Genomic DNA, 21,510 nt, shown 5'->3' with positions numbered 1-21,510 from the left:
TTATGAGAAAGACACACTATCTGATAGTCGGCATTTTATCTTTAATAAGCATCTCTACACATGCCATCGACTCACAGAAAATAGCTGCTAAGCATCCTATTATTGCAGACAAACCCGTTCCCGGTTTCTTTGAAGGAGCTTTGTTAGGAAACGGTGCCTTGGGAGTAGTAGTAACAACCCGTCCCGATGCCATTTGTCTGCACTTCGGTCATAATAACGTCTGGGACATACGCATTGCCGAAAACAACAAAGAGAAGATAGGTACTTTCGACGAAATTTTCACCAAAGCCCAAACAACTCTCACCGGCTTACCCTCTATTTATCACAGTAGCGAATTCTCGGAATATCTGAAACTGACAGCTGAGAACTACCAAAAGCCCTATCCACGCCCTTTCCCTTGTGGCACACTATTATTGGGATTTGACCGGCGTGAAGTGGAATTATTAGGACACACACTCGATATTGCCAACGGATTGTGTACCGTCCAGTTACTGAAAGACGACAAAAAGATAGCACTAAGGATATTCACCGACATGAATAAAGATCAGGTATGGTTGTCATTAACAGACGATCAAGGAAATCCCATACCCTCTTGTTTTAATCGCATCCGCCTCATAGCCGATCCGCCTACTCCCAATGACATCCCCCATTACCAAATTCGGGAACAAGAAAAGTCTCTCGGTTATTTCCAGCGTTTGCCCTATCTTGAACCACATTTGTATGATATACAGAAAGGGCACGCCAAAGACAAAGCTTTTGCTTTGGATCTAACCACTAACGTGTCCTTACTAAAAGGACAACGTACAACAACATTAGGCATAAAAGAAGATCTGGCGGACATGGAGCGTTATCTGGACACTTCTGAAACTCCTTTTTATGCAATGGTATCTTTAAAAGAAGGACTTGCAGAAGATACTTCACTATTCACATTGCCAAAAGAAAAGATTACTACCAACAGCTATATTGCTGCCGAAAAAGCCAGCATGCAGAAATGGAGTGAATACTGGAAGTGCTCCGGTGTATCGCTGGCAGATAACGATCTGGAAAAAATATGGTACAGAAACCTCTATTTCCTCAATTGCTCAGTCAAGGCCGGTGTCACATGTCCGGGCATCTTTGCCAATTGGAGCTATGGTAATATAGGGACTGCATGGCATGGCGATTATCACTTAAATTACAACACCCAACAACCGTTTTGGGTAACCTACTCCAGTAATCATCTGGACAAAAACATACCCTATGTAGACTTAGTGCATCATCTGCTACCCGTAAGTCGTGCATGGGCAAAAGAGTATTATAACATGCGCGGAGCTTTTTTCCCACACTCCGCCTACCCGGTAGATATGACTATGCACCCCTATCCCGTACCTGATTGGGGATGGGAAGTGTTTGAGACTCCATGGATGGTACAAGGCCTGTGGTGGCACTATCTTTACTCAGGCGATACTGATTTTCTAAAGGAAAAAGCATTCATCCCCATGAAAGATGCTGTCATGTTCCTGGTAGACTACATGAGCCGTCCGGATGCCAAAGGAGAACAATGGGGAGATCACAAATATCACATCTTTCCTTCGATCCCTCCTAAGTTGTACGGGTTACAACCGGATTTTAAATTCAACTATGACACACAAATAGACATCGCTCTTAGTAAATTCATATTCAAAGCCTATCTGGAAGCGATTCAGATATTAAAGATCGGGAAACAAGAAAAGAATTTAGCCGGACAAGTAAATAAAATCTTGTCCGGTATGCCTGCCTACCCCACTTATCAATCGCCCGAAGATGGAGAAATATATGTATCAGTCCCGGGAGAAACGGACCAGATCGTATATAATGTCCCAGCTAATATGACTCATGTATTCCCCGGCGAAGAATATGGCATGAATGCCCCGGAAGATATAAAACGCCGCTTAGAAAACACATACCGTGCCCACCAAAATGAGGGCGGCAATGACATTGTTTTCGTAAATCTACAAGCAGCCCGCATGGGATTGCTGGACTTAGAGAAATTCAAGCGCCAAGTAAACTATGCCACACTGCCGAATCAGACGGTAACAGATGCTGTATTGCAGATAGGAGGACGTTATAATGACCAGACCGATTACTTTTACATGGGAAACATGGGCATCTGGTTTGAAAATTTCGCCTTGCCGGTGGTAATCAATGAATGCCTGATGCAAAGTTATAACGGAGAGATTGTTTTATTCCCCAACTGGGACTGGAAAAAAGATGCTGCCTTCACTTCCTTACGTGCCAGAGGGGCTTTCCTGATCGACGCTACTTTGAAAAATAAAGAAGTAACCCAAATAAATATAACCAGCGAAAAAGGTAATATGTGCGTCATTTGTAACCCATGGGATGGAAAGAAAGTATCATTGTCACGAAAAGACAAAAAAGAGATATTGTCGGGCAGTAAACTGCGAATCAAAACAGATCCCGGTGAACAATTCGTACTGACAGCAATCGAATAACTCAATTATGAATATCTTCCTTTCAAGAGGAAGAGCTATCAATAGTCAATTTTCAATTAGTATAAACAAGAGGCTGATTACAACAGTCTCGCAATAAAACAATCTTCACAACATGAAAAGCTTTATTAAATATCTCTTTCTAAACTTTCTCGTGGTTGGTTGCCTGTCTTCTTGCAGCAACACGAAAATCAATCTGGATCAGTGGACTTTTGAATACAACAAGCAAAGTAATACCATTGATATTAAAGCTGGCGACAACTATTCCCTGAACGGCTTGTACGCCTCCTTCCTGTACGATGGCGATACAATTACGTCTAAAGATTACACCAAAGTCCGGATGACCACAGAGAAAGTGGAAAATGCTTTCGGGCAAATACCGGTAGTCAAGATCACTTACACCGGAAAAGATCTGCCACAACTGGAACAACAATTTTACCCCATCCCCGGTAAAAACTACTTCCTGACGGAGTTCACACTGAACGGCGAATCAGCCGAAGTGGAATCAAACCTTATGGCCCCAATTAACATAGATGAAATGCCGCAGCTATTGGATAAGGGAACCAATAGAGCTCTGTTCATTCCTTTCGATAACGACAAATGGGTACGCTACCAGTCGCATCCACTCACCTTTGATAAGCTAACCAGTTACGAAGTCACAGCTGTTTTCAATAATGAGAGTAGAAAAGGCTTCGTTGTAGGTTCTATAGAGCACGACAACTGGAAAACAGCCATCGAAATGCAATCCGGAGACGCCAACAATTTAAAATCATTGATCTGCTATGGAGGTGCTGCCGACGAATTGACACGCGACTCCAAGCCACACGGTGCCCTAAAGGGTAAAAGCATTAAATCACCGTTAGTTTTATTCGGACTTTTTGACGATTGGCGCACAGGACTGGAAGAGTATGCCGATGCCAATGCTCTGATAGCATCTCCCAAAGCATGGGACAAAGCAGTACCCTGCGGTTGGAACAGCTGGGGAGTATTGCAGTTCGGGCTTACTTACCCCAAAGCATTGGAAGTTTCGGACTTCTTTAAGAACAATCTTCAAAACAACCACTTCTGCAATGCAGACAATACCGTATATATCGGGCTGGATTCCGGTTGGAACAGTTTCTCAGAGCAAGAACTGACCGCTTTTGTTAACCGTTGCAAAGCAAACGGACAGATTGCCGGTGTATACTGGACTCCTTTCACTGACTGGGGCCGACAGGCTGAAAACGTACTGCATGATGCACCTGCATACAAATATAAAGATGTATACTTGTATGCAAACGGCAAGCCACAGGAACTGGACGGCGCTTATGCCGTAGACCCTACCCATCCGGCAATAGAAGCACAAATGAAGAAAACATCCGAACTCTTCCGCCGTTGTGGTTTTGAATATGTAAAGATGGACTTCATGACGCATGGAGCTATGGAAGCAGATCATTGGTATAACCCCGAAATACAGACAGGTATACAGGGCTATAACTACGGAATGGCTTTACTGAACAAGTACTTTGGTGATATGTATATCAACCTTTCCATCTCACCGATATTCCCAGCTCAGTATGCCCAGTCAAGACGTATTGCCTGCGATGCCTGGAACAAGATAAAAGATACGGAATATACCATGAATGCCGTTTCGTACGGATGGTGGATTGACCGTGTTTACCAATATAATGATGCCGACCACGTGGTGTTGAAGGATGCCACCGAGGGAGAAAATCGTGCAAGAATCACCTCAGCAGTCATCACCGGACTCTACATTGCAGGTGACGACTTTAGCGAAGGCGGCTCAAAAGAAGGTAAGGAACGTGCAACTAAATATCTGACGAACGAAGACGTCAATCTCATTGCCAACGGTGTATCCTTCCGTCCGATAGAGGGCATTGGAACTAATTCCGAGAATCAATTCATAAGACAGGATAATAACACACTTTACTATGTAGTGTTCAATTACGGAGAAGAAGAAATGAGCGTGAATGTACCGCTCGAAAGAATAGGTCTCAATCCTTCAGAGACTCTTAACGCCAAAGAACTTTGGAGTGGAGCAGAGATTGACTTGAGTAAAGCCATTACCATTCCGGGAAAAGATGTGAAACTAATCAGAATTCAATAAAACCCCAATAGCATGAGAACCAAATTCTTATTAACAGCTGTTTGCTGTCTGTCATTTCTCTGTTTCCCAACTCATCCGGTTTGCGCCGCAGATGTAACGGTAGGGAAATGGCGAATCGACATCAACGAAAACAATGCCAAAGTAAATGTATACCACAATAACACGCTCGTAGTCAATGAGAGTAGTTGTGCATTCAAAAACGGAGATAAAGAGTATTTCCAAGACCAACTGAGTGGATATGCGATTCAGACGGCAGAGATAGCCGACCCATTCGGCACAGGGAAAAGAGTAACCGTTACGGCCAACACAACCGATGGTATTACGGTCACTCAGGATTATTACTTATACAATGACTATATACTGACAGAGTTCAGTATCGCATCCGATCAGGAATTAGCATCCAATTATATGGCACCCGTACGAAGCACGACTGAAGTCAGCTTCCTGCCTGCCAATAAAAACAGAGCCTTGTTTGTTCCTTTTGACAACGATGGTTTTGTACGCTTCGGCTCCTATAACTTCAACTCCGAAGAGACAGCTGAGTCTTCTACGAGCTATGAAGTGGGCGGACTCTACAATGACGACACGCGGCAGGGACTGATTCTCGGCTCGGTAGAGCACACCGACTGGAAGACAGGGGTGGTGGCATATACAAGGAACAGCAACGAGGTTACCAATCTGGAAGTATACGGCGGAATAACCTCCGAATTTACCCGTGACACGTATTATAAAAACAGCGGAGACAAGTACACGGACAAAGGGTTCAATAATAACAAGACCAATACCCCTACCCCTCACGGAAAGCTGAGAGGTAAGATCATCAAATCGCCTAAAGTATTCATCGGTTACTTTGCCGATTGGCGCCAAGGTATGGAAACCTTTGGGGATGTAAACGCTATTGTTGCTCCCAAAGCCGTCTGGGACGGTAACAAACCTTTCGGCTGGAACAGCTGGGGAGTGCTGCAAGGAGATGTAAACTATCAGAATGCATCTGAGACGGCCGCTTTCATCAAGAATGAACTGAAAGAGTTCTCCAACGGAGCGAATGATGTGTATATCGGACTGGATGCCGGCGGCGGAAAGCTGGACGACGAAGGAAAGATGGAAGCTTTCATCAGCGAATGCAAAGCGAGAGGACAAAAGGTGGGAGGATACATGAATACGTTCGTTTCCTGGGGAGACGATCCATATGATGTTTGCCTGAAAGCCAATGGAGAATACATCCGCTTCGACGGTGCTTATGCACTCGACCCCACCCACCCTTCAGTACTTTCTGGCATAAAGAACGCCATTGAAAGCCATATAGCCAAAGGGTTTAGCTATGTAAAGATCGACTTTATGTCTCATGGTGCGGTAGAAGCAGACAGTTATTACGATAAGAGCGTACACACCGGTATACAGGCTTACAACAAAGGCATGCAGGAGATATACAAATATGCCGCCGGAAGAATCTACGTCAATCTGTCCATTGCACCCATTTTCCCTGCCCAGTATGCACAGAGCCGTCGCATCAGTTGTGACGCATGGGGCGATATTAACAACACTAAATACGTGTTGAACTGCTTGAGCTACGGCTGGTGGCTCGACCACGTTTATCAGTATAACGATGCTGACCATGTAGTGATCAAGGGTTATTCGGAAGCCGAAAACCGTTCGCGCATCACCTCCTCCATCCTTACGGGTATCTTTATATTGGGAGATGACTTCAGCGACAATTCCAATGCCGCTGTAATCACCGCCAAAGCACGTGCAAAGAAACTCCTCACTAACCCCGAGATCATAAGAATTGCAAGTCAGTGCAAAGCTTTCCGTCCGGTGGATTCTGCTCCGGCCGGAGGAAACCAGGATGCTGCCCGTAGCTTCTATGCCACTGTGGCAGACACCATGTATGTGGCTACATTTAATTATGGCACAATGATCAACCGGGCGATGGATTTCGATCGCCTGGGCTTAGAGCAGGGTACGGAATACGTCGTTCGCGAATTGTGGGGTAATAAGGAATCGATAAAGACCGGTAACTGGACTGAAAGTATACCCACAAGAGATGTGAAGCTATTCAAGATCTATCCCAAGAACCCCACTCCACAGGTTCTGAAAGAAGCTGTCTGGAAGTCAGGTGGCAGTTTTCCTGCCGATTGGGTGATCGACGGACGATTCATCTGGGGAGACTTCAACAATGACGGTTATAAAGATGCCTTCTACATCGCCGGACAAGGCGGTGGTAACATCGGGCTGTATATGAATGACGGTGGTGCTGGTTTTACCCTGCAAGCCACTACCCTGCCCGCCTTGAACTGGGCTTCTGCCGCTGCTATTGATTATGACAACGACGGCAATCTCGATCTGATCATCTCCGGAAGAACCAACGAGGTTTCCGGTAACCGGAAAATCGTAACGCATGTATACCGGAACAACGGTGCACCCGAATACACCTTCTCGGAAGATACGGAACGCAGTGCAGAGCTGATGGGCGTCACCTCCGGCAATGCTGGTGATAATGATCGCCCGGGACGCTTCCTGCAAGTATTCGACTACAATAACGACGGCTGGCAGGATCTGATCCTGACAGGAGTAACAACCGATGGGAGCAGCGTAACCGCTCTTTTCCGTAACAACCAGGGGAAATTTGAACGGATGCCCAATGTGGTGGACGGTAATGACTTCCGGGCAGTGAGTGGAGGATCGGTCCACGTGGGCGATGCAAATCATGACGGATATGCCGATGTCTTCGTTCAGGGATGGAACGGTGATTTCTACGCAGACCTGTATCTGAATCAGAAGAACGGTACTTTCTCCCGTTCGGAAGCACTTTCTCAGCTCTTTACTGCTTCACAGGCAGCAGAGACGGTCTTTGCTGACATCAACGGAGACGGATACGATGACTTTGTCGAAATAAACAGCAACGCTGCCAATCTGTTTATCAACAACCAGGACAATACGTTCACCAAATACGATGAAACGGTGACCGGTTTGACGAAAAGCGGAGCCACAAGCATTACCGCCGGCGATGTGAACAATGACGGACGGACAGACCTGGTGGTTTCCGGTTTCAACATCATGACCAAGATCTACTACAACAACGGCAACAACACGTTCAAAGGCGTGGATGTGCCCAAAGAGGTGACTGCCCGCTCAGGTAACTTAAACTTGGTAGACATCAACGGCGACCGGACCTTAGATCTCTCTAACTTTGGTTATGGTGACGGCTTTACAAGTGCTTATGTGCTGAATGACCTGTCTCAAAACACCCTCCCGGCAAACATTGCTCCCCGAGTTCCGGCTGGCCTGACCGTAACCTATACCGATGGAAAGTTTACACTGGCTTGGGAACCTGCGGCAGATGCCATCACTCCGAGCAATGCCATTCGTTATAACGTCTATGCCAAAGATGAGAACAGCGGCATTGTATACTTCTATTCTCCGGCAGATTTCACTACCGGCAAGCTGAAGACAGGAGGAGCCATCACAACCCTGATCAATCAGAACTCATTTGAATGGAACCTGCCGGATGGTAAATACACGTTCGGTGTACAGTCTGTTGACCAGGCAGACGTTGCCAGCGAATTCCTTACCGTTAAATACCCCGCGTTGAAGGTGGAAGAGGTAGTTTGGACAGTAGGTGGTACGTTCCCCCACTATTTAGAGTCGGGAGATGCCATTTGGGGTGACTTCAACAACGACGGACGAGTAGACATGCTCATCACAGGAGGTAGAGATTCCGGCACGCTGGCACTCTATGAGCAGACTCAAGACGGGAAGTTCAAAAGAGTTCAGAGCGACAATGCCGCCTTGGCAGCAATGTCCCGGTCGAAAGCTATCTTTATAGACTACGACAATGACAACGACCTGGACATCGTGGTGATGGGAAAAGGTTCGAGCGGAACCAGCCTGCCTCTCATTCTTGAAAATACGGGTGCGGAGAATCAGTATGCCTATGTAAAAAACACAACACTCGCTGCCGGATTCCTAAAACACTATTTCTTGAAAGACGAACACAGCGGACGCGGACTGATTGCTTTTGATTACGACAATGACGGTTGGACGGACCTTCTTGTTTCCAGCGATGTACCGTATAACAAAGCTACCGGAACTTCTGCCACTACCCTCTACAAAAACATGGAAGGAAAAGGATTTGTACGCCAGACGACGGTGGTTGACGGAGGAGAGTTCAGACACATCACACAGGGTTCCGTGCACGTAGGTGATGTCAACGGCGACGGTTATCTCGACATTTACAACCAGGGACGCGCGTTTCTGCCTTCAGCCGAAGATGTAGGTTACCTTTACATCAACAATCAAGACGGTACTTTCAAGCAGGTAGCCATGGACGGATTTGTTCCGAAGCCATTCTCTGATGCAGCGTTGGTAGACGTCAACGGCGACGGTTATTCAGATATTGTGGAAGTGAACGAAACAAGCGCCACTCTGTACCTGAACGATAAAAGCGGTAATTTTATCAAAGTCAAGGGTGCCGACCTTATCAACGGTAAATGTGTTCAGTCTACGGCAGGAGACATCAATAACGATGGTTTCATGGATTTGATTGTGACCGGAGAAGGCATTGTAACCCGTGTTTTCTATAATTACGGAGACAATACATTTGCCTTAGGCGGTGTTCCGTCGGAAATAACAGAAAGATGCGGAGCCATCAACCTGGTGGACATCAATGGAGACGGTACATTGGATGTAGCTTCTTTCGGCTGGCAGAATGACTGGAAAAACGCGTATGCTTTCAATGATCTGAGCAAGAGTCATATTCAGGCAAACGCAGCGCCTGCAGTTCCAACCAATCTGAAAGTGGAGTCGGTGGACGGCAAAGTGATCCTGACATGGAGCAAAGCAACAGACGACCATACGCCGCAAGAGGCACTTCGCTACAATGTGTACGTAAAAAACAATGCCGACAACACTGTATATGCCTATGCACCGACAGATGTTCAAACCGGAGTATTGAAAGTCCGGAACCTGATTCCATTGATCCAGACCAACCGTTTTGAACTGAACGGACTGGCAAGCGGAAAGTATACTTTCGGCGTGCAGGCAGTAGACCAGGCGGACCTGGGAAGTCAGTTTGCCAGCATCAGCGAAGATATTATCACAGGCATCCACTCAATTGCCTTTGACGGGGTAGAAGCCTATGCCAACGCTCAACGACAGATTACCATCAAGAACAACGGGCAAGAACCGGTAGAGTATACCATCTTGTCTGCCAACGGCTTGATGATGTCAGCCGGTGTATGCGCTACGGCTGCCCAACAATCTTCTGCTGTTTTGGAACAAGGCGTCTATATTGTTCGCCTATCCTATGGCAATAACGAAGCATCTACGGTGAAAGTAACGATTCATTAATTAAGAATTCGTTTTTTATATCGGGATCGGTATTTCACCACAGAGTAACACGGAGTTCCACAGAGTTTAAATCTTTATTGAAACGCAGATTTTCGCAAAGGGAAACAAATATAAGATAAAGAAATACAGTCTTTTAATCTGTGTTTATCTGTGTTAATCCGCATTTCATCGGATAAATAGTACTCTGTGGAACTCTGTGCTACTCTGTGGTGAGTTTTGCTCATTCTTTTTCAATAATATTATCTTTTATGAATAGAAAATTCATTCATTCAGCTTTTTCACTGGTATTGTTGGCAGGCATGAGCGCCTGCCAAAGCCGTACGGACGGTGCGGAAGACCTGTCATCCTACGTCAATCCTTTCATTGGCACCAGTGTCAAAGCCGATACGGAACAATCTTTCAACAGCATGGGGAAAACCTTTCCCGGAGCAGCGACTCCGTTTGGAATGACCCAGGTAAGTCCCAACACCATCACCGGAGGCGACTACGGATCGGGATATGGCTATCAGCATAAGACTATCGAGGGATTCGCTTTCACCCAAATGAGCGGCATTGGCTGGTATGGCGACTTAGGAAACTTCCTGGTGATGCCCACTACCGGCGAACTTCAGGTGGTTGCCGGCAAAGAGAGCGATCCGGAGAAGAAGGGATACCGCTCGGAGTACGACAAAGCATCGGAAGCCGCTTCTGCCGGATACTACACCGCACGCTTAACGAAGTATGACATCCTAACGGAGGCAACTGCCTCTCCGCACGGAGGTGCGCTGAAATTTACCTACCCTGCCAGCGACTTGTCGCGCATCCAGATCGATCTGGCAAGACGCGTTGGCGGAACCTCTACCACGCAGTACGTGGAAGTGGTCAATGACAACACGATCCGCGGTTGGATGAAGTGTACACCCGAAGGAGGTGGTTGGGGAGACGGATATGGCAACCCCGACTATACGGTATTTTTCTATGCAGAGTTCAGCAAACCTTTGGACAATTACGGTTTCTGGAGTGCCGACATTCCGGATGATTGGGAACGCAAACGCGAAAATGTGTTGAGCGACAATTATCAGGCTCGCATCGCCCAATCGAGTATTATCAGAGGCAAGAAGTCACTGGAAGGCAAACACGTAGGTTTCTTTGCAGAATTCCCCACCACCGATCAGGAAGAGGTCACCCTGAAAGCAGGTATCTCCTTCTCCGACTTGGAGGGCGCTGAAAAGAACTTCAAAGCAGAGTTGCAGGGACAAACGTTCGACGGGATGAAGAAACAGGCCAAAGAGTTGTGGAACAAGGAACTTTCGAAAATCTTAATGGAAGGAGGCACCCATGATGAGAAAGTCGCATTCTACACTGCCCTGTATCACACCATGATCGATCCGCGCAACATGACAGACGTAGACGGACGGTATCCGGGCGGCGACCATCAGATTCATCAGACGGCCGATTTCACGAAGCGAACCATCTTCAGCGGCTGGGACGTGTTCAGAAGCCAGTTCCCCCTGCAAACCATCATCAACCCCACGTTGGTGAATGACGAGATAAATTCGTTGGTGACGCTGGCCGAAGAGAGCGGAAAAGGATATTTGGAAAGATGGGAGTTCTTCAATGCCTATAGCGGATGTATGGTGGGCAACCCGGCCATCTCAGTTCTGGCAGATGCTTATGCCAAGAACATCCGGAAGTATGACATTGAGAAAGCCTACCGGGCAGCCGTACGTACTTCCGAGTTGATCGGGAACAAAGAAGAGTTAGGATACACACCCGTAGAGAAGGGATATTCTATCTCGGAGACACTGGAATATGCATACACAGACTGGTGTGTGGCACAGCTTGCCAAAGCATTGGGCAAAACGGACGACGCCGAGAAATATACCCGTAAGTCATTGTACTATAAGAACATCTTCGACTCGGAAGACAAAATGTGGTTTCGCCCCAAACGCGAATCCGGTGCCTGGGAAGAGTGGCCCGCCAACGGCCGATTGACGGAATGGCACGGCTCCATCGAATCGAACCCCTACCAACAGGGATGGTTTGTACCTCATGACATCGACGGAATGGTAGCACTCATGGGTGGCGAAGAGAAGGTGTTGAACGATCTGGAAGACTTCTTTGAGAAAACACCCAAGCACTTCCTGTGGAATGAGTATTACAACCACTCCAACGAACCGGTGCATCAGGTTCCCTTTATGTTCAACCGGCTGAATGCCCCATGGCTGACGCAGAAATGGACCCGGTGTATCTGTGAGAATGCCTATCGAAATGACATTGAAGGACTGGCAGGAAACGAAGACGTCGGTCAGATGTCTGCCTGGTATATACTTGCAGCAGCCGGCATCCACCCCATTTGTCCGGGAGAAACCCGATACGAACTGACAAGTCCGGCTTTTGACAAAGTAACTTTCCGGCTGGAGGATGGCAAAACATTCAGCATCGTTGCAAAGAACAACTCAAAGAAGAACATCTACATCCAGCGCGCATGGCTCAACGACAAAGAATATAACCAATGTTTCATTGATCATGCCGACATTGCAAAAGGGGGTACACTGACTATTGAGATGGGAGCGGAACCGATGAAGTCATGGGGTACAGTGACTAAATAGACCTAAATGCCCGGCTCCGGGGAGCCCTCTCCTCCCCGGAGCCGAGCACCTTCCTCCCCGGAGCCGAGCATTTCCCTCCCCGGAGCCGAGCATTTCCCTCCCCGGAGCCGGGGAATATTCCCGGTTTACCCTGCTAACTCTATTACTTCCAAATCCTTAAACGCCCCGTTCTCTATCACAAAACGTACCATGGTACGAACTTTATGAAAACCGGACATCCCTGCCGCACCGGGATTGATGTGAAGCATATCCAATGTTTTATCATACTTCACCTTCAGGATATGCGAATGCCCACTGATAAATAACTTAGGCGGACGCGCCATCAGGCTACCTATTATAGAGGGATCGTACTTCCCCGGATAACCTCCGATATGTTTTATCAAGACCTCAGCACCTTCTACCGTAAACCGATTGACCTGCGGAAACATCTTACGGATCTCCTGTCCGTCAATATTTCCATAAACAGCACGCAAAGGGCGGAAAGCCGCTAACTTTTCGGCTACCTCCACCGAACCGATATCTCCTGCATGCCATATTTCATCACAAGACTCAAAATATTCCAGGTATTTCTCATCCCACCATGCATGCGTATCCGATAATAATCCAACTTTCATCATAGTTTCTTTGTTTATATGCACAAAGGTACTTATATTTGGGAAAATCTTAACGCAATGGAAAGCAATTATCAGTATTTTAAAAGAGACATAAGCTGGCTGTCATTCAATTATCGCGTACTGCTGGAAGCTAATGACGACCGACTTCCACTGTATGAGCGCATCAACTTCATATCCATCTACTCTTCCAACCTGGAGGAGTTTTACAAAATACGTGTAGCCGATCATAAAGCAGTGGCATCGGGTGTCACCCAAAGCGATGAAGAGTCCGTACAATCGGCTGCCGAATTGCTGGAAAATATCAACCGGGAAGTAAACCGCCAACTGGAAGACCGTATCCGTATCTACGAACATAAGATATTGCCTGCCTTACGCAAGAACCACATTATTTTTTATCAAAGCCGGAATGTAGAACCGTTCCATCAGGAGTTCATCCGGAACTTCTTCCGTGAAGAGATATTCCCCTTCCTCCAACCGGTGCCGGTATGCAAAGATCGCGTCGTGTCATTCTTGCGGGACAACCGGCTTTATCTCGCGGTGCGTCTCTTCATGCACGGCACGGAGCAGACCGACCCGGATCATGTGCAATATTTCGTAATGAAGATGCCGTATAGCAAAGTACCCCGTTTCATCGAACTTCCCAAACAGGGGGACAACTATTACCTGATGTTTATCGAGGATATCATAAAGGCCAATATCGGCCTCATCTTCCCGGGATACGATGTGGACTCCAGTTATTGCATTAAAATCTCCCGGGATGCCGATATACTGATAGACGATACTACCAGCACCGCCGACCTTGTGGAACAGGTGAAGAAAAAAGTGAAGAAACGCAAAATAGGAGCTGTATGCCGTTTTGTATACGATCGCGGCATGCCATCGGACTTTCTGGACTTCCTCGTAGATGCCTTTCAAATAAACAGGGAGGAACTGGTTCCGGGCGACAAACATCTCAATCTTGAAGACCTGCGTCATCTGCCCAACCCGAACAAGGCATTGAAGTCACTGGAAAAGCCCAAACCTATGAAGCTGAATTGCCTGGATGAAAAAGAATCCATATTCAACTATGTGAAGCAGAAAGACCTGTTGCTTTATTATCCTTACCACTCGTTTGAACACTTTATACACTTCCTGTATGAAGCTGTACACGATCCGCAAACGAAAGAAATCATGGTAACGCAATATCGTGTAGCCGAAAACTCTGCGGTCATCAATACACTGATAGCAGCAGCGCAAAACGGAAAGAAAGTAACCGTATTCGTAGAACTCAAAGCCCGCTTTGATGAAGAGAATAACCTGGCTACAGCGGAGATGATGAAATCCACCGGAATAAAAATCATCTACAGCCTGCCGGGGCTCAAAGTGCATGCCAAAGTAGCCCTTATCCGCCGGAAGAGTAAAGGTGACGATCCCAAAACCTGCGACTTTGCTTACATAGGTACCGGCAATTTCAATGAAAAGACAGCCATGCTTTATGCCGATTGCGGACTATTCACCTGTAATCCTAAAATAACCAAAGACCTTTATACACTCTTTTGTACTTTGCAGGGGAAGGAGAATCCCAAATTCAGCACACTGCTTGTAGCACGTTTCAACCTGATACCAGAACTGAACCGCCTTATCGACCACGAAATAGAACTGGCCGAAAAAGGACAGGGTGGAAGAATCATATTAAAGATGAACGGATTGCAGGACCCTGCCATGATCGACCGCTTGTATGAAGCCTCACAACGAGGGGTACAAATTGACCTGATCGTCAGAGGTATCTGTTGCCTGATACCGGGACAGCCATACAGCCGCAACATTCGTGTCACCCGTATTGTAGATACATTCCTTGAACATGCCCGCGTGTGGTATTTCGGTAACGCCGGTCATCCGAAAATCTATTTCGGTTCACCGGACTGGATGCGCCGCAATCTCTATCGCCGGATCGAAGCTGTGACCCCTGTACTGTCCCCCGAACTACAGCAGGAAATGATCGACATGCTGAACATACAACTTTCTGACAATCGCAAAGCTTGTTTCGTAGACGACAAGTTGTGCAATGTGTTCAAGAGTAAGTCTAAAGGAGAGGGTATCCGGGCACAATATACTTTCTATAATTACTTGAAAAGGAAAAATGAAACATCTTTGTAATATGTATGACACTTCTCTGCAATACGAAAATCCGTCCTTTGCAGCCAGAAACAGAATACATTTATGGAGACAATCTATCTTTGCATCGTCATCTTCTTATTTGTGCTTGCAGTATTCGACCTCATGGTCGGAGTGAGCAACGATGCCGTTAACTTTTTAAATTCCGCCATCGGAGCGAAAGCAGCTTCCTTTAAAACAGTATTATTCATAGCAGGCATCGGTATATTTATCGGTGCTTCGTTGTCTAATGGTATGATGGACATCGCACGACACGGCATTTATCAACCCGAGCATTTTTACTTCGCCGAAATCATGTGCATACTGCTTGCCGTGATGCTGACGGATGTCGTACTGCTCGATGTGTTTAACTCAATGGGTATGCCTACCTCTACCACCGTTTCAATGGTGTTCGAGCTATTGGGAGGTACCTTTGCACTGGCACTTATCAAAGTCCACAACAATGATATGCTGGGGTTGGGCGACCTGATCAATACGGATAAAGCATTGTCCGTCATTATGGCTATCTTCGTTTCAGTGGCCATCGCTTTCTTCTTCGGTATGCTGGTACAATGGTTGGCACGTATCGTCTTTACTTTCAACTATAAAAAGAAGATGAAGTACAGCATTGCGCTGTTCGGTGGTATCGCAACTACAGCCATCATCTACTTCATGCTTATCAAAGGATTGAAAGACAGCTCATTTATGACATCAGAGGCCAAACAGTGGATACAGGATAACACAGCAATGCTGATCGGATGTTTCTTTGTCTTCTTCACTATATTGATGCAAATACTCCACTGGTTGAAAGTGAATGTATTTAAGGTAGTGGTATTGCTGGGTACATTTGCACTGGCACTGGCATTTGCGGGTAATGACCTTGTCAATTTTATAGGTGTCCCCCTGGCCGGCTACTCTTCTTTTATTGACTATACAACCAACGGTATGGCAGCAGGTCCGAATGATTTTCTCATGTCGTCTCTGCTGGGCCCTGCCAAAACTCCCTGGTACTTCCTGATAGGTGCAGGAGCGATCATGGTATATGCGCTTTGTACATCGAAGAAAGCCCATAATGTTATCAAAACTTCCGTAGACCTCTCCCGCCAGGACGAAGGAGAAGAGACTTTCGGTAGCACCCCGATCGCCCGTACGCTGGTACGCATCAGTATGACACTGGCAAATGGTGTTTCAGGAATTGTACCGGAAGGTGCAAAAAAATGGGTCAACACCCGCTTCCGTAAAGACGAAGCCATCATTGCCGACGGAGCTGCCTTCGACCTTGTTCGTGCATCGGTCAATCTGGTATTGGCAGGATTGCTTATCGCACTGGGCACTTCTTTGAAACTTCCGTTGTCTACCACCTATGTCACTTTCATGGTAGCCATGGGTACCTCACTGGCCGACCGTGCCTGGGGACGCGACTCTGCCGTTTACCGCATCACCGGTGTTCTAAGCGTTATTGGCGGTTGGTTTCTTACCGCCGGAGCGGCTTTCACCATCTGCTTCTTCGTAGCCATGATTATCTACTTCGGAGGTACAATTGCTATCATCGCTCTTATCGCTCTGGCAGTACTCTCGCTTATTCGCAGCCAAGTAATCTATAAAAAGAAAAAGGAGAAGGAAAAAGGCAACGAAACACTGAAACAACTGATGCAAACCAGCAACAGTGACGAAGCCTTGCAATTGATGCGCCAGCACACCCGCGAAGAGTTAGGCAAAGTACTCGAATATGCTGAAACCAACTTTGAATTGACGGTCACTTCCTTCCTTCACGAAAACCTGCGCGGATTGCGCCGCTCAATGGGTTCCACCAAGTTTGAGAAGCAGCTTATCAAGCAAATGAAGCGAACGGGAACCGTAGCGATGTGCAAACTGGATAATAACACCGTACTCGAAAAAGGTCTTTATTATTATCAGGGAAATGATTTTGCCAGCGAACTGGTATACAGTATCGCCCGCCTGTGCGAACCCTGTCTGGAACACACAGACAATAACTTCAATCCGCTGGATGCCATTCAGAAGGGAGAATTTGGAGACGTAGCCGAAGATATCACTTATCTGATACAGCAGTGCCGCAAGAAACTTGAATCCAACGATTATAATGATTTTGAGGAAGAAGTACGTCGTGCCAATGACCTTAATGCCCAACTTTCACATCTGAAACGTCAGGAGTTACAACGTATTCAGAATCAAACAGGCAGCGTCAGAGTAAGTATGATATATCTGACAATGGTGCAAGAAGCACAAAATGTGGTAACTTATACAATCAATCTGATGAAGGTAAGCCGTAAATTCCAGCTGGAAACGGACGCTTAACCGAAAGGGAAACAAGCTCATAACTAACTGATAATAAACACTTATAAGATTGTACACTTTTGTCATGCAAGAGTGTACAATCTTGTGTAATAAAAGTGTACAACCTTGCATAACCAAAGTGTACAATCTTGCACTCTACCCCTATTTTAACCAAAGAAGTCTATCCGGATACTTTTTTTTTCGATATAGATACCCCTGTCAACGGCTATTTGCATACTAACCTTATTCTTAATTTAGTAACTATCACCATTAAATTGTATTAATATAAACAATACTATTTAAAGAGCCCAAAGCAAGTAATGAATGTACATGCTCCAAGCAACTAATAATAGTTCTATTTTATAACTTTAATACAATACTTATGAATTTAAGAAAACTACTTGCTATGGCGGCGCTCACAGCGTTATTGCCATCAGTTCTGGCCAATAACCAGGCAACCAATGGTAATGACTCCGCTACTAATTCCAAATCAACGGTTGAAACCAAGAATTTAATAGGTGATACTCCTACATCATTCATTGAGTTCAACGGTTCCAATCAGTATATGGTGATTCCCCATCATGCCGATTTTAACGTTACGACTTCTGAGTCATTCACTGTTTCATGCTGGGTAAAACGAAATGTTCTGGTCAAAGACACTCGCTTCATCGTAAAACGTGTGAAAAACAATGCCACTGTTAAATCGGGGTATGAACTATGGGGAGATGACGTTAGTAATAAATATTTCGCGGTAAATAGTCCCAACAATACAGGAGACCATACCAACTCCGTATCGGTTTATTCAACGATAACGGGTAATGCCGGCGAATGGCATCATGTGGCTTTCGTTATTGACCGCACAGCAGGCGTTATGTACGAATATCATAACGGAACACAGGTGGCGAGCAGTGGAAGTAAAAACATTGCCCCCTGGGAATGCAGCAATACGTATGACGTACTTGTCGGAGCAGGATTCTCAGAAGAGAATACTCCTAATTACTTCCTCAATGGCTCTATTGCCGGTTTACACTTTTACAAACGGGCTCTCTCGGCAGAAGAGATCGCTGCGGATGCAACAGCCCAAGTAGGAGCTGAAACAGAAGGCTTGGTGGCTGCTTATGATTTTCAGAACATCACTGGTCTGAAAGTAACAGACATCAGCGGAAACGGACATACCGCCACACTGGTAGGATTTACAACCAATCTTCCGGAAATTGCATCCGTTACTCTTACCCAGAATACCAAGTTCACCGGTCGTGGAAACCTGCACGATCAAATTCTTAAAGCCACTGTAGTAATGGGTGGAACAGATGCAACACAGGTATTGCGTTCTGTGAAAATGAATTTAAACGGTACTACCAATTTAAACGATATTGCCAAGATCAAATTCTATAAGACATCCCAAAATACATTCGACGAACGTACAGCCAAGGATGCTGTTCTGTTGGGCGAATTTGTTCCGGCCGAAGGTGAGATGACATGCGAATTTACAGATGCAACCATTCAGTCCGGAACATGTTATCTGTGGCTTTGTGCCGAAGTTTCGGAAACAGCTGCCGAAGGTGCGAAAATAGATGCAGAATTACATGAAATAACTACTGAAAGCCAGACATTCGAAATTGAAAACCCCGCTCCAACCGGAAGCCGTGAAATATTGCTGAAACGTCGTTTGGTATTTGCTCCGGGCGACTATAATTCAACAAACTGGCGTATACCGGGATTGTTGCAACTTTCGGACGGAACCTTGCTGACTACTACTGATAAGCGTAAATATAACGAAACGGACCTCCCGGAAGACATTGATATCGTTTCACGTTACAGTACCGATGGTGGTTTTACCTGGAGCGAACCCGTAACCATTGCCGAAGGAAAAGGACGTAAAAAAGGATACGGCGATGCAGTCATTGTAGAGGCAACCAATGGTGACGTAGTATGTGGTTTTGTGGGTGGAAACGGACTTTGGAATTCTTCTGAATCCGATCCTCAATGGTCGTATATCGCTATCAGTCATGATAAAGGACGTACGTGGGGAGAACCTAAGAACATTACAGATTTACTGTGGGGAAGTAAGTGCGATAATACAGAACGCAGAGCCTTTGCTCATTCATTCTTCGGTTCCGGTAATGGTTTGCGCCTGATTCGTGGAGAACATGCAGGACGCATCCTGTTTGTAGCAGCAATGGGTTCCGGAAACCAGTTGCACAACTATGCCGTCTATTCGGATGATAACGGTGCTACCTGGTCGGTATCAGAGCGTGCATTCACCAATGGAGATGAAGCCAAAGTAGTAGAACTCAATGATGGCCGCGTGTTGATGAGTATTCGTCAGAACGGTTATCGTGGCTATAGTATCTCTGCAGATGGCGGAGAGACCTGGAGCGCCCAATCGAGCTGGAACGAAATCAACACCAATGCCTGCAATGGTGATATTATCCGCTATACGGCTACAGACAAGGGTTTCAACAAAGATCGCTTGCTACATTCCCTTCCCAATGCCTCTTCCCGCCAGAACGTAAGTATATTTATCAGCTATGACGAAGGAGAAACATGGCCGGTTGTAAAATCGATATGTCCTTATAACTCCGTATATTCATCTCTTACAATACTTCCCGACGGTACAATCGGAGCATATGTAGAAGAAAATCCGGAAGGTGCTTGCTCTCTCTATTTCATGAATTTCTCTTTGGAATGGCTGACTGGCGGCCAGGATATATACACCCCTGCAGGTGAAGTGCTTGAACGGGTGGAAACTCCCGTTTTTGACCCGGCCGATGGTCGCCTGGAAGAAGGAGAGACAGTTAAAGTAGCCATTACATGTGCTACTCCGGATGCTGTAATCCATTATACACTGGATGGAACGACCCCCACTGAGCAATCTGAAGTATATATGAACGCTATTTCGGTTTCGTCATCAACTACAATCAAGGCAATAGCAGTTAAAGAAGGCATGCTCAATAGTAAAGCAGCAACAGCCGAGTTTATTTATCCGGCTTATTGCACTCCCGATCTAAAAACAAATCATGCCCGCTATCTGACCTCTGTATCTGTGACCGACGATGATACAAATTCATTTACGAGCAGCCAAATCCAGACATCGGCAACACCTCGTGCCGTATATGTTGACAAAACAGATGAAATAATTAAAACCAAGGCCGGTGCTACCCTAAATGCAAGTACCGTATGGGGCTTCGAATGGATGCATGCTTATGTGTATATAGATTATAATAAGGATAAAGAATTTGATGTAACACTCAATGCCGATGGTAATAACAAAGGAGAACTGGTTTCATACACATTCTATGCAGAAGACGGAGGTGAGTATGGTACAAACAGTTTAGGCGAAAGGAAAAAAAATAATGTCGGTGCTAACGGTGCTCTTCCCCGCTTCATCATACCTCAAGACCTCGCTGCAGGAGACTATCGTATCCGTTTTAAAATCGACTGGAACGATATTAATCCCTGTGGAAGCGCTGCAGCAGGAAATGGAATTGCTAATAATGGCGGTACTATTGCCGACTTTACTCTGCGGATCGAATCATCGGGAGGCGTTGGTATCAAAGATGTAAACGATGCTCCGGAAACAGTATTTACCGGTGTAGCCGGAGGTATTGCGATTGAAGGGCAAGATTGTGTAGCCGAAGTATTCGACGGACAAGGCCGTTTAATAGTGAAAAAAGCAGTTACAAACGGTTCATTTATTTCACTTCCGGCTGGTTTCTACATTATCCGTAATGGAAAAGTCAATATGAAAGTGATTGTAAAAGCATAAAAACAGAATCCTCAAAACGAGGATAAGAAGTTAATCTGTTTTATATTAAAAGTTATATTTTCTCCTTATACTATCTGACAAATAATGAGGAGAATTCACCACAGAGTCACACAGAGTTTCACAGAGTTTTTTTATTAGTAATCAGATAATAGTACTCTGTGAAACTCTGTGTGACTCTGTGGTG

The 21,510-nt window shown here is 45.9% G+C and carries 8 protein-coding genes; 7 read left to right on the top strand and 1 reads right to left on the bottom strand.

Going from position 1 to position 21,510, the window contains the following annotated elements; all coding sequences use genetic code 11:
* Window positions 1-2 precede the first annotated feature (2 nt).
* The 4 genes from VCM39_RS04755 (at window position 3) to VCM39_RS04740 (ending at window position 12,515) form a co-directional block, all read left to right on the top strand.
* Window positions 3-2,471, top strand: a complete 2,469-nt coding sequence (locus VCM39_RS04755; RefSeq protein ID WP_322933138.1) for a glycosyl hydrolase family 95 catalytic domain-containing protein — start codon at window positions 3-5, stop codon at window positions 2,469-2,471.
* Between the two features lie 112 nt (window positions 2,472-2,583).
* The gene (locus VCM39_RS04750; protein WP_221649557.1) at window positions 2,584-4,575 is read left to right on the top strand and encodes an alpha-galactosidase; all 1,992 of its coding nucleotides are present in this window, start codon (window positions 2,584-2,586) and stop codon (window positions 4,573-4,575) included.
* 12 nt (window positions 4,576-4,587) lie between these two features.
* A complete protein-coding gene (locus tag VCM39_RS04745; protein ID WP_322933139.1) occupies window positions 4,588-9,924 on the top strand; it encodes an FG-GAP-like repeat-containing protein in 5,337 nt (1,778 codons plus the stop codon).
* 248 nt (window positions 9,925-10,172) lie between these two features.
* Window positions 10,173-12,515, top strand: coding sequence for a GH92 family glycosyl hydrolase (locus VCM39_RS04740; RefSeq protein WP_322933140.1), 2,343 nt, complete (start codon window positions 10,173-10,175; stop codon window positions 12,513-12,515).
* Between the two features lie 125 nt (window positions 12,516-12,640).
* Here the strand turns inward: VCM39_RS04740 and VCM39_RS04735 are convergent, their stop codons facing one another.
* Window positions 12,641-13,132, bottom strand: a complete 492-nt coding sequence (locus VCM39_RS04735; RefSeq protein WP_002562483.1) for a metallophosphoesterase family protein — start codon at window positions 13,130-13,132, stop codon at window positions 12,641-12,643.
* Between the two features lie 54 nt (window positions 13,133-13,186).
* On the opposite strand from VCM39_RS04735, the gene VCM39_RS04730 reads away from it, so the two are divergent.
* The 3 genes from VCM39_RS04730 (at window position 13,187) to VCM39_RS04720 (ending at window position 21,326) form a co-directional block, all read left to right on the top strand.
* Window positions 13,187-15,265: an RNA degradosome polyphosphate kinase gene (locus tag VCM39_RS04730; protein WP_322933141.1), complete on the top strand. Its 2,079-nt coding sequence runs from the start codon at window positions 13,187-13,189 to the stop codon at window positions 15,263-15,265.
* Window positions 15,266-15,328: 63 nt separating this feature from the next.
* Window positions 15,329-17,578, top strand: coding sequence for an inorganic phosphate transporter (locus VCM39_RS04725; RefSeq protein ID WP_322933142.1), 2,250 nt, complete (start codon window positions 15,329-15,331; stop codon window positions 17,576-17,578).
* A 361-nt stretch (window positions 17,579-17,939) separates the two neighbouring features.
* Window positions 17,940-21,326: a LamG-like jellyroll fold domain-containing protein gene (locus VCM39_RS04720; RefSeq protein WP_322933143.1), complete on the top strand. Its 3,387-nt coding sequence runs from the start codon at window positions 17,940-17,942 to the stop codon at window positions 21,324-21,326.
* The last annotated feature ends 184 nt before the right edge of the window (window positions 21,327-21,510 follow it).

Origin of the sequence: Bacteroides mucinivorans, from assembly GCF_034654355.2 — a bacterium.
Classification (GTDB): Bacteria; Bacteroidota; Bacteroidia; order Bacteroidales; family Bacteroidaceae; genus Bacteroides; species Bacteroides nordii.
This window is presented reverse-complemented; position numbering and strand designations above follow the sequence as displayed.

Coding starts and splice junctions, on each gene's coding strand:
- VCM39_RS04755 (WP_322933138.1), top strand. CDS start 3: ATGAGAAAGACACACTATCTGATAGTCGGCATTTTATCTTTAATAAGC.
- VCM39_RS04750 (WP_221649557.1), top strand. CDS start 2,584: ATGAAAAGCTTTATTAAATATCTCTTTCTAAACTTTCTCGTGGTTGGT.
- VCM39_RS04745 (WP_322933139.1), top strand. CDS start 4,588: ATGAGAACCAAATTCTTATTAACAGCTGTTTGCTGTCTGTCATTTCTC.
- VCM39_RS04740 (WP_322933140.1), top strand. CDS start 10,173: ATGAATAGAAAATTCATTCATTCAGCTTTTTCACTGGTATTGTTGGCA.
- VCM39_RS04735 (WP_002562483.1), bottom strand. CDS start 13,132: ATGATGAAAGTTGGATTATTATCGGATACGCATGCATGGTGGGATGAG.
- VCM39_RS04730 (WP_322933141.1), top strand. CDS start 13,187: ATGGAAAGCAATTATCAGTATTTTAAAAGAGACATAAGCTGGCTGTCA.
- VCM39_RS04725 (WP_322933142.1), top strand. CDS start 15,329: ATGGAGACAATCTATCTTTGCATCGTCATCTTCTTATTTGTGCTTGCA.
- VCM39_RS04720 (WP_322933143.1), top strand. CDS start 17,940: ATGAATTTAAGAAAACTACTTGCTATGGCGGCGCTCACAGCGTTATTG.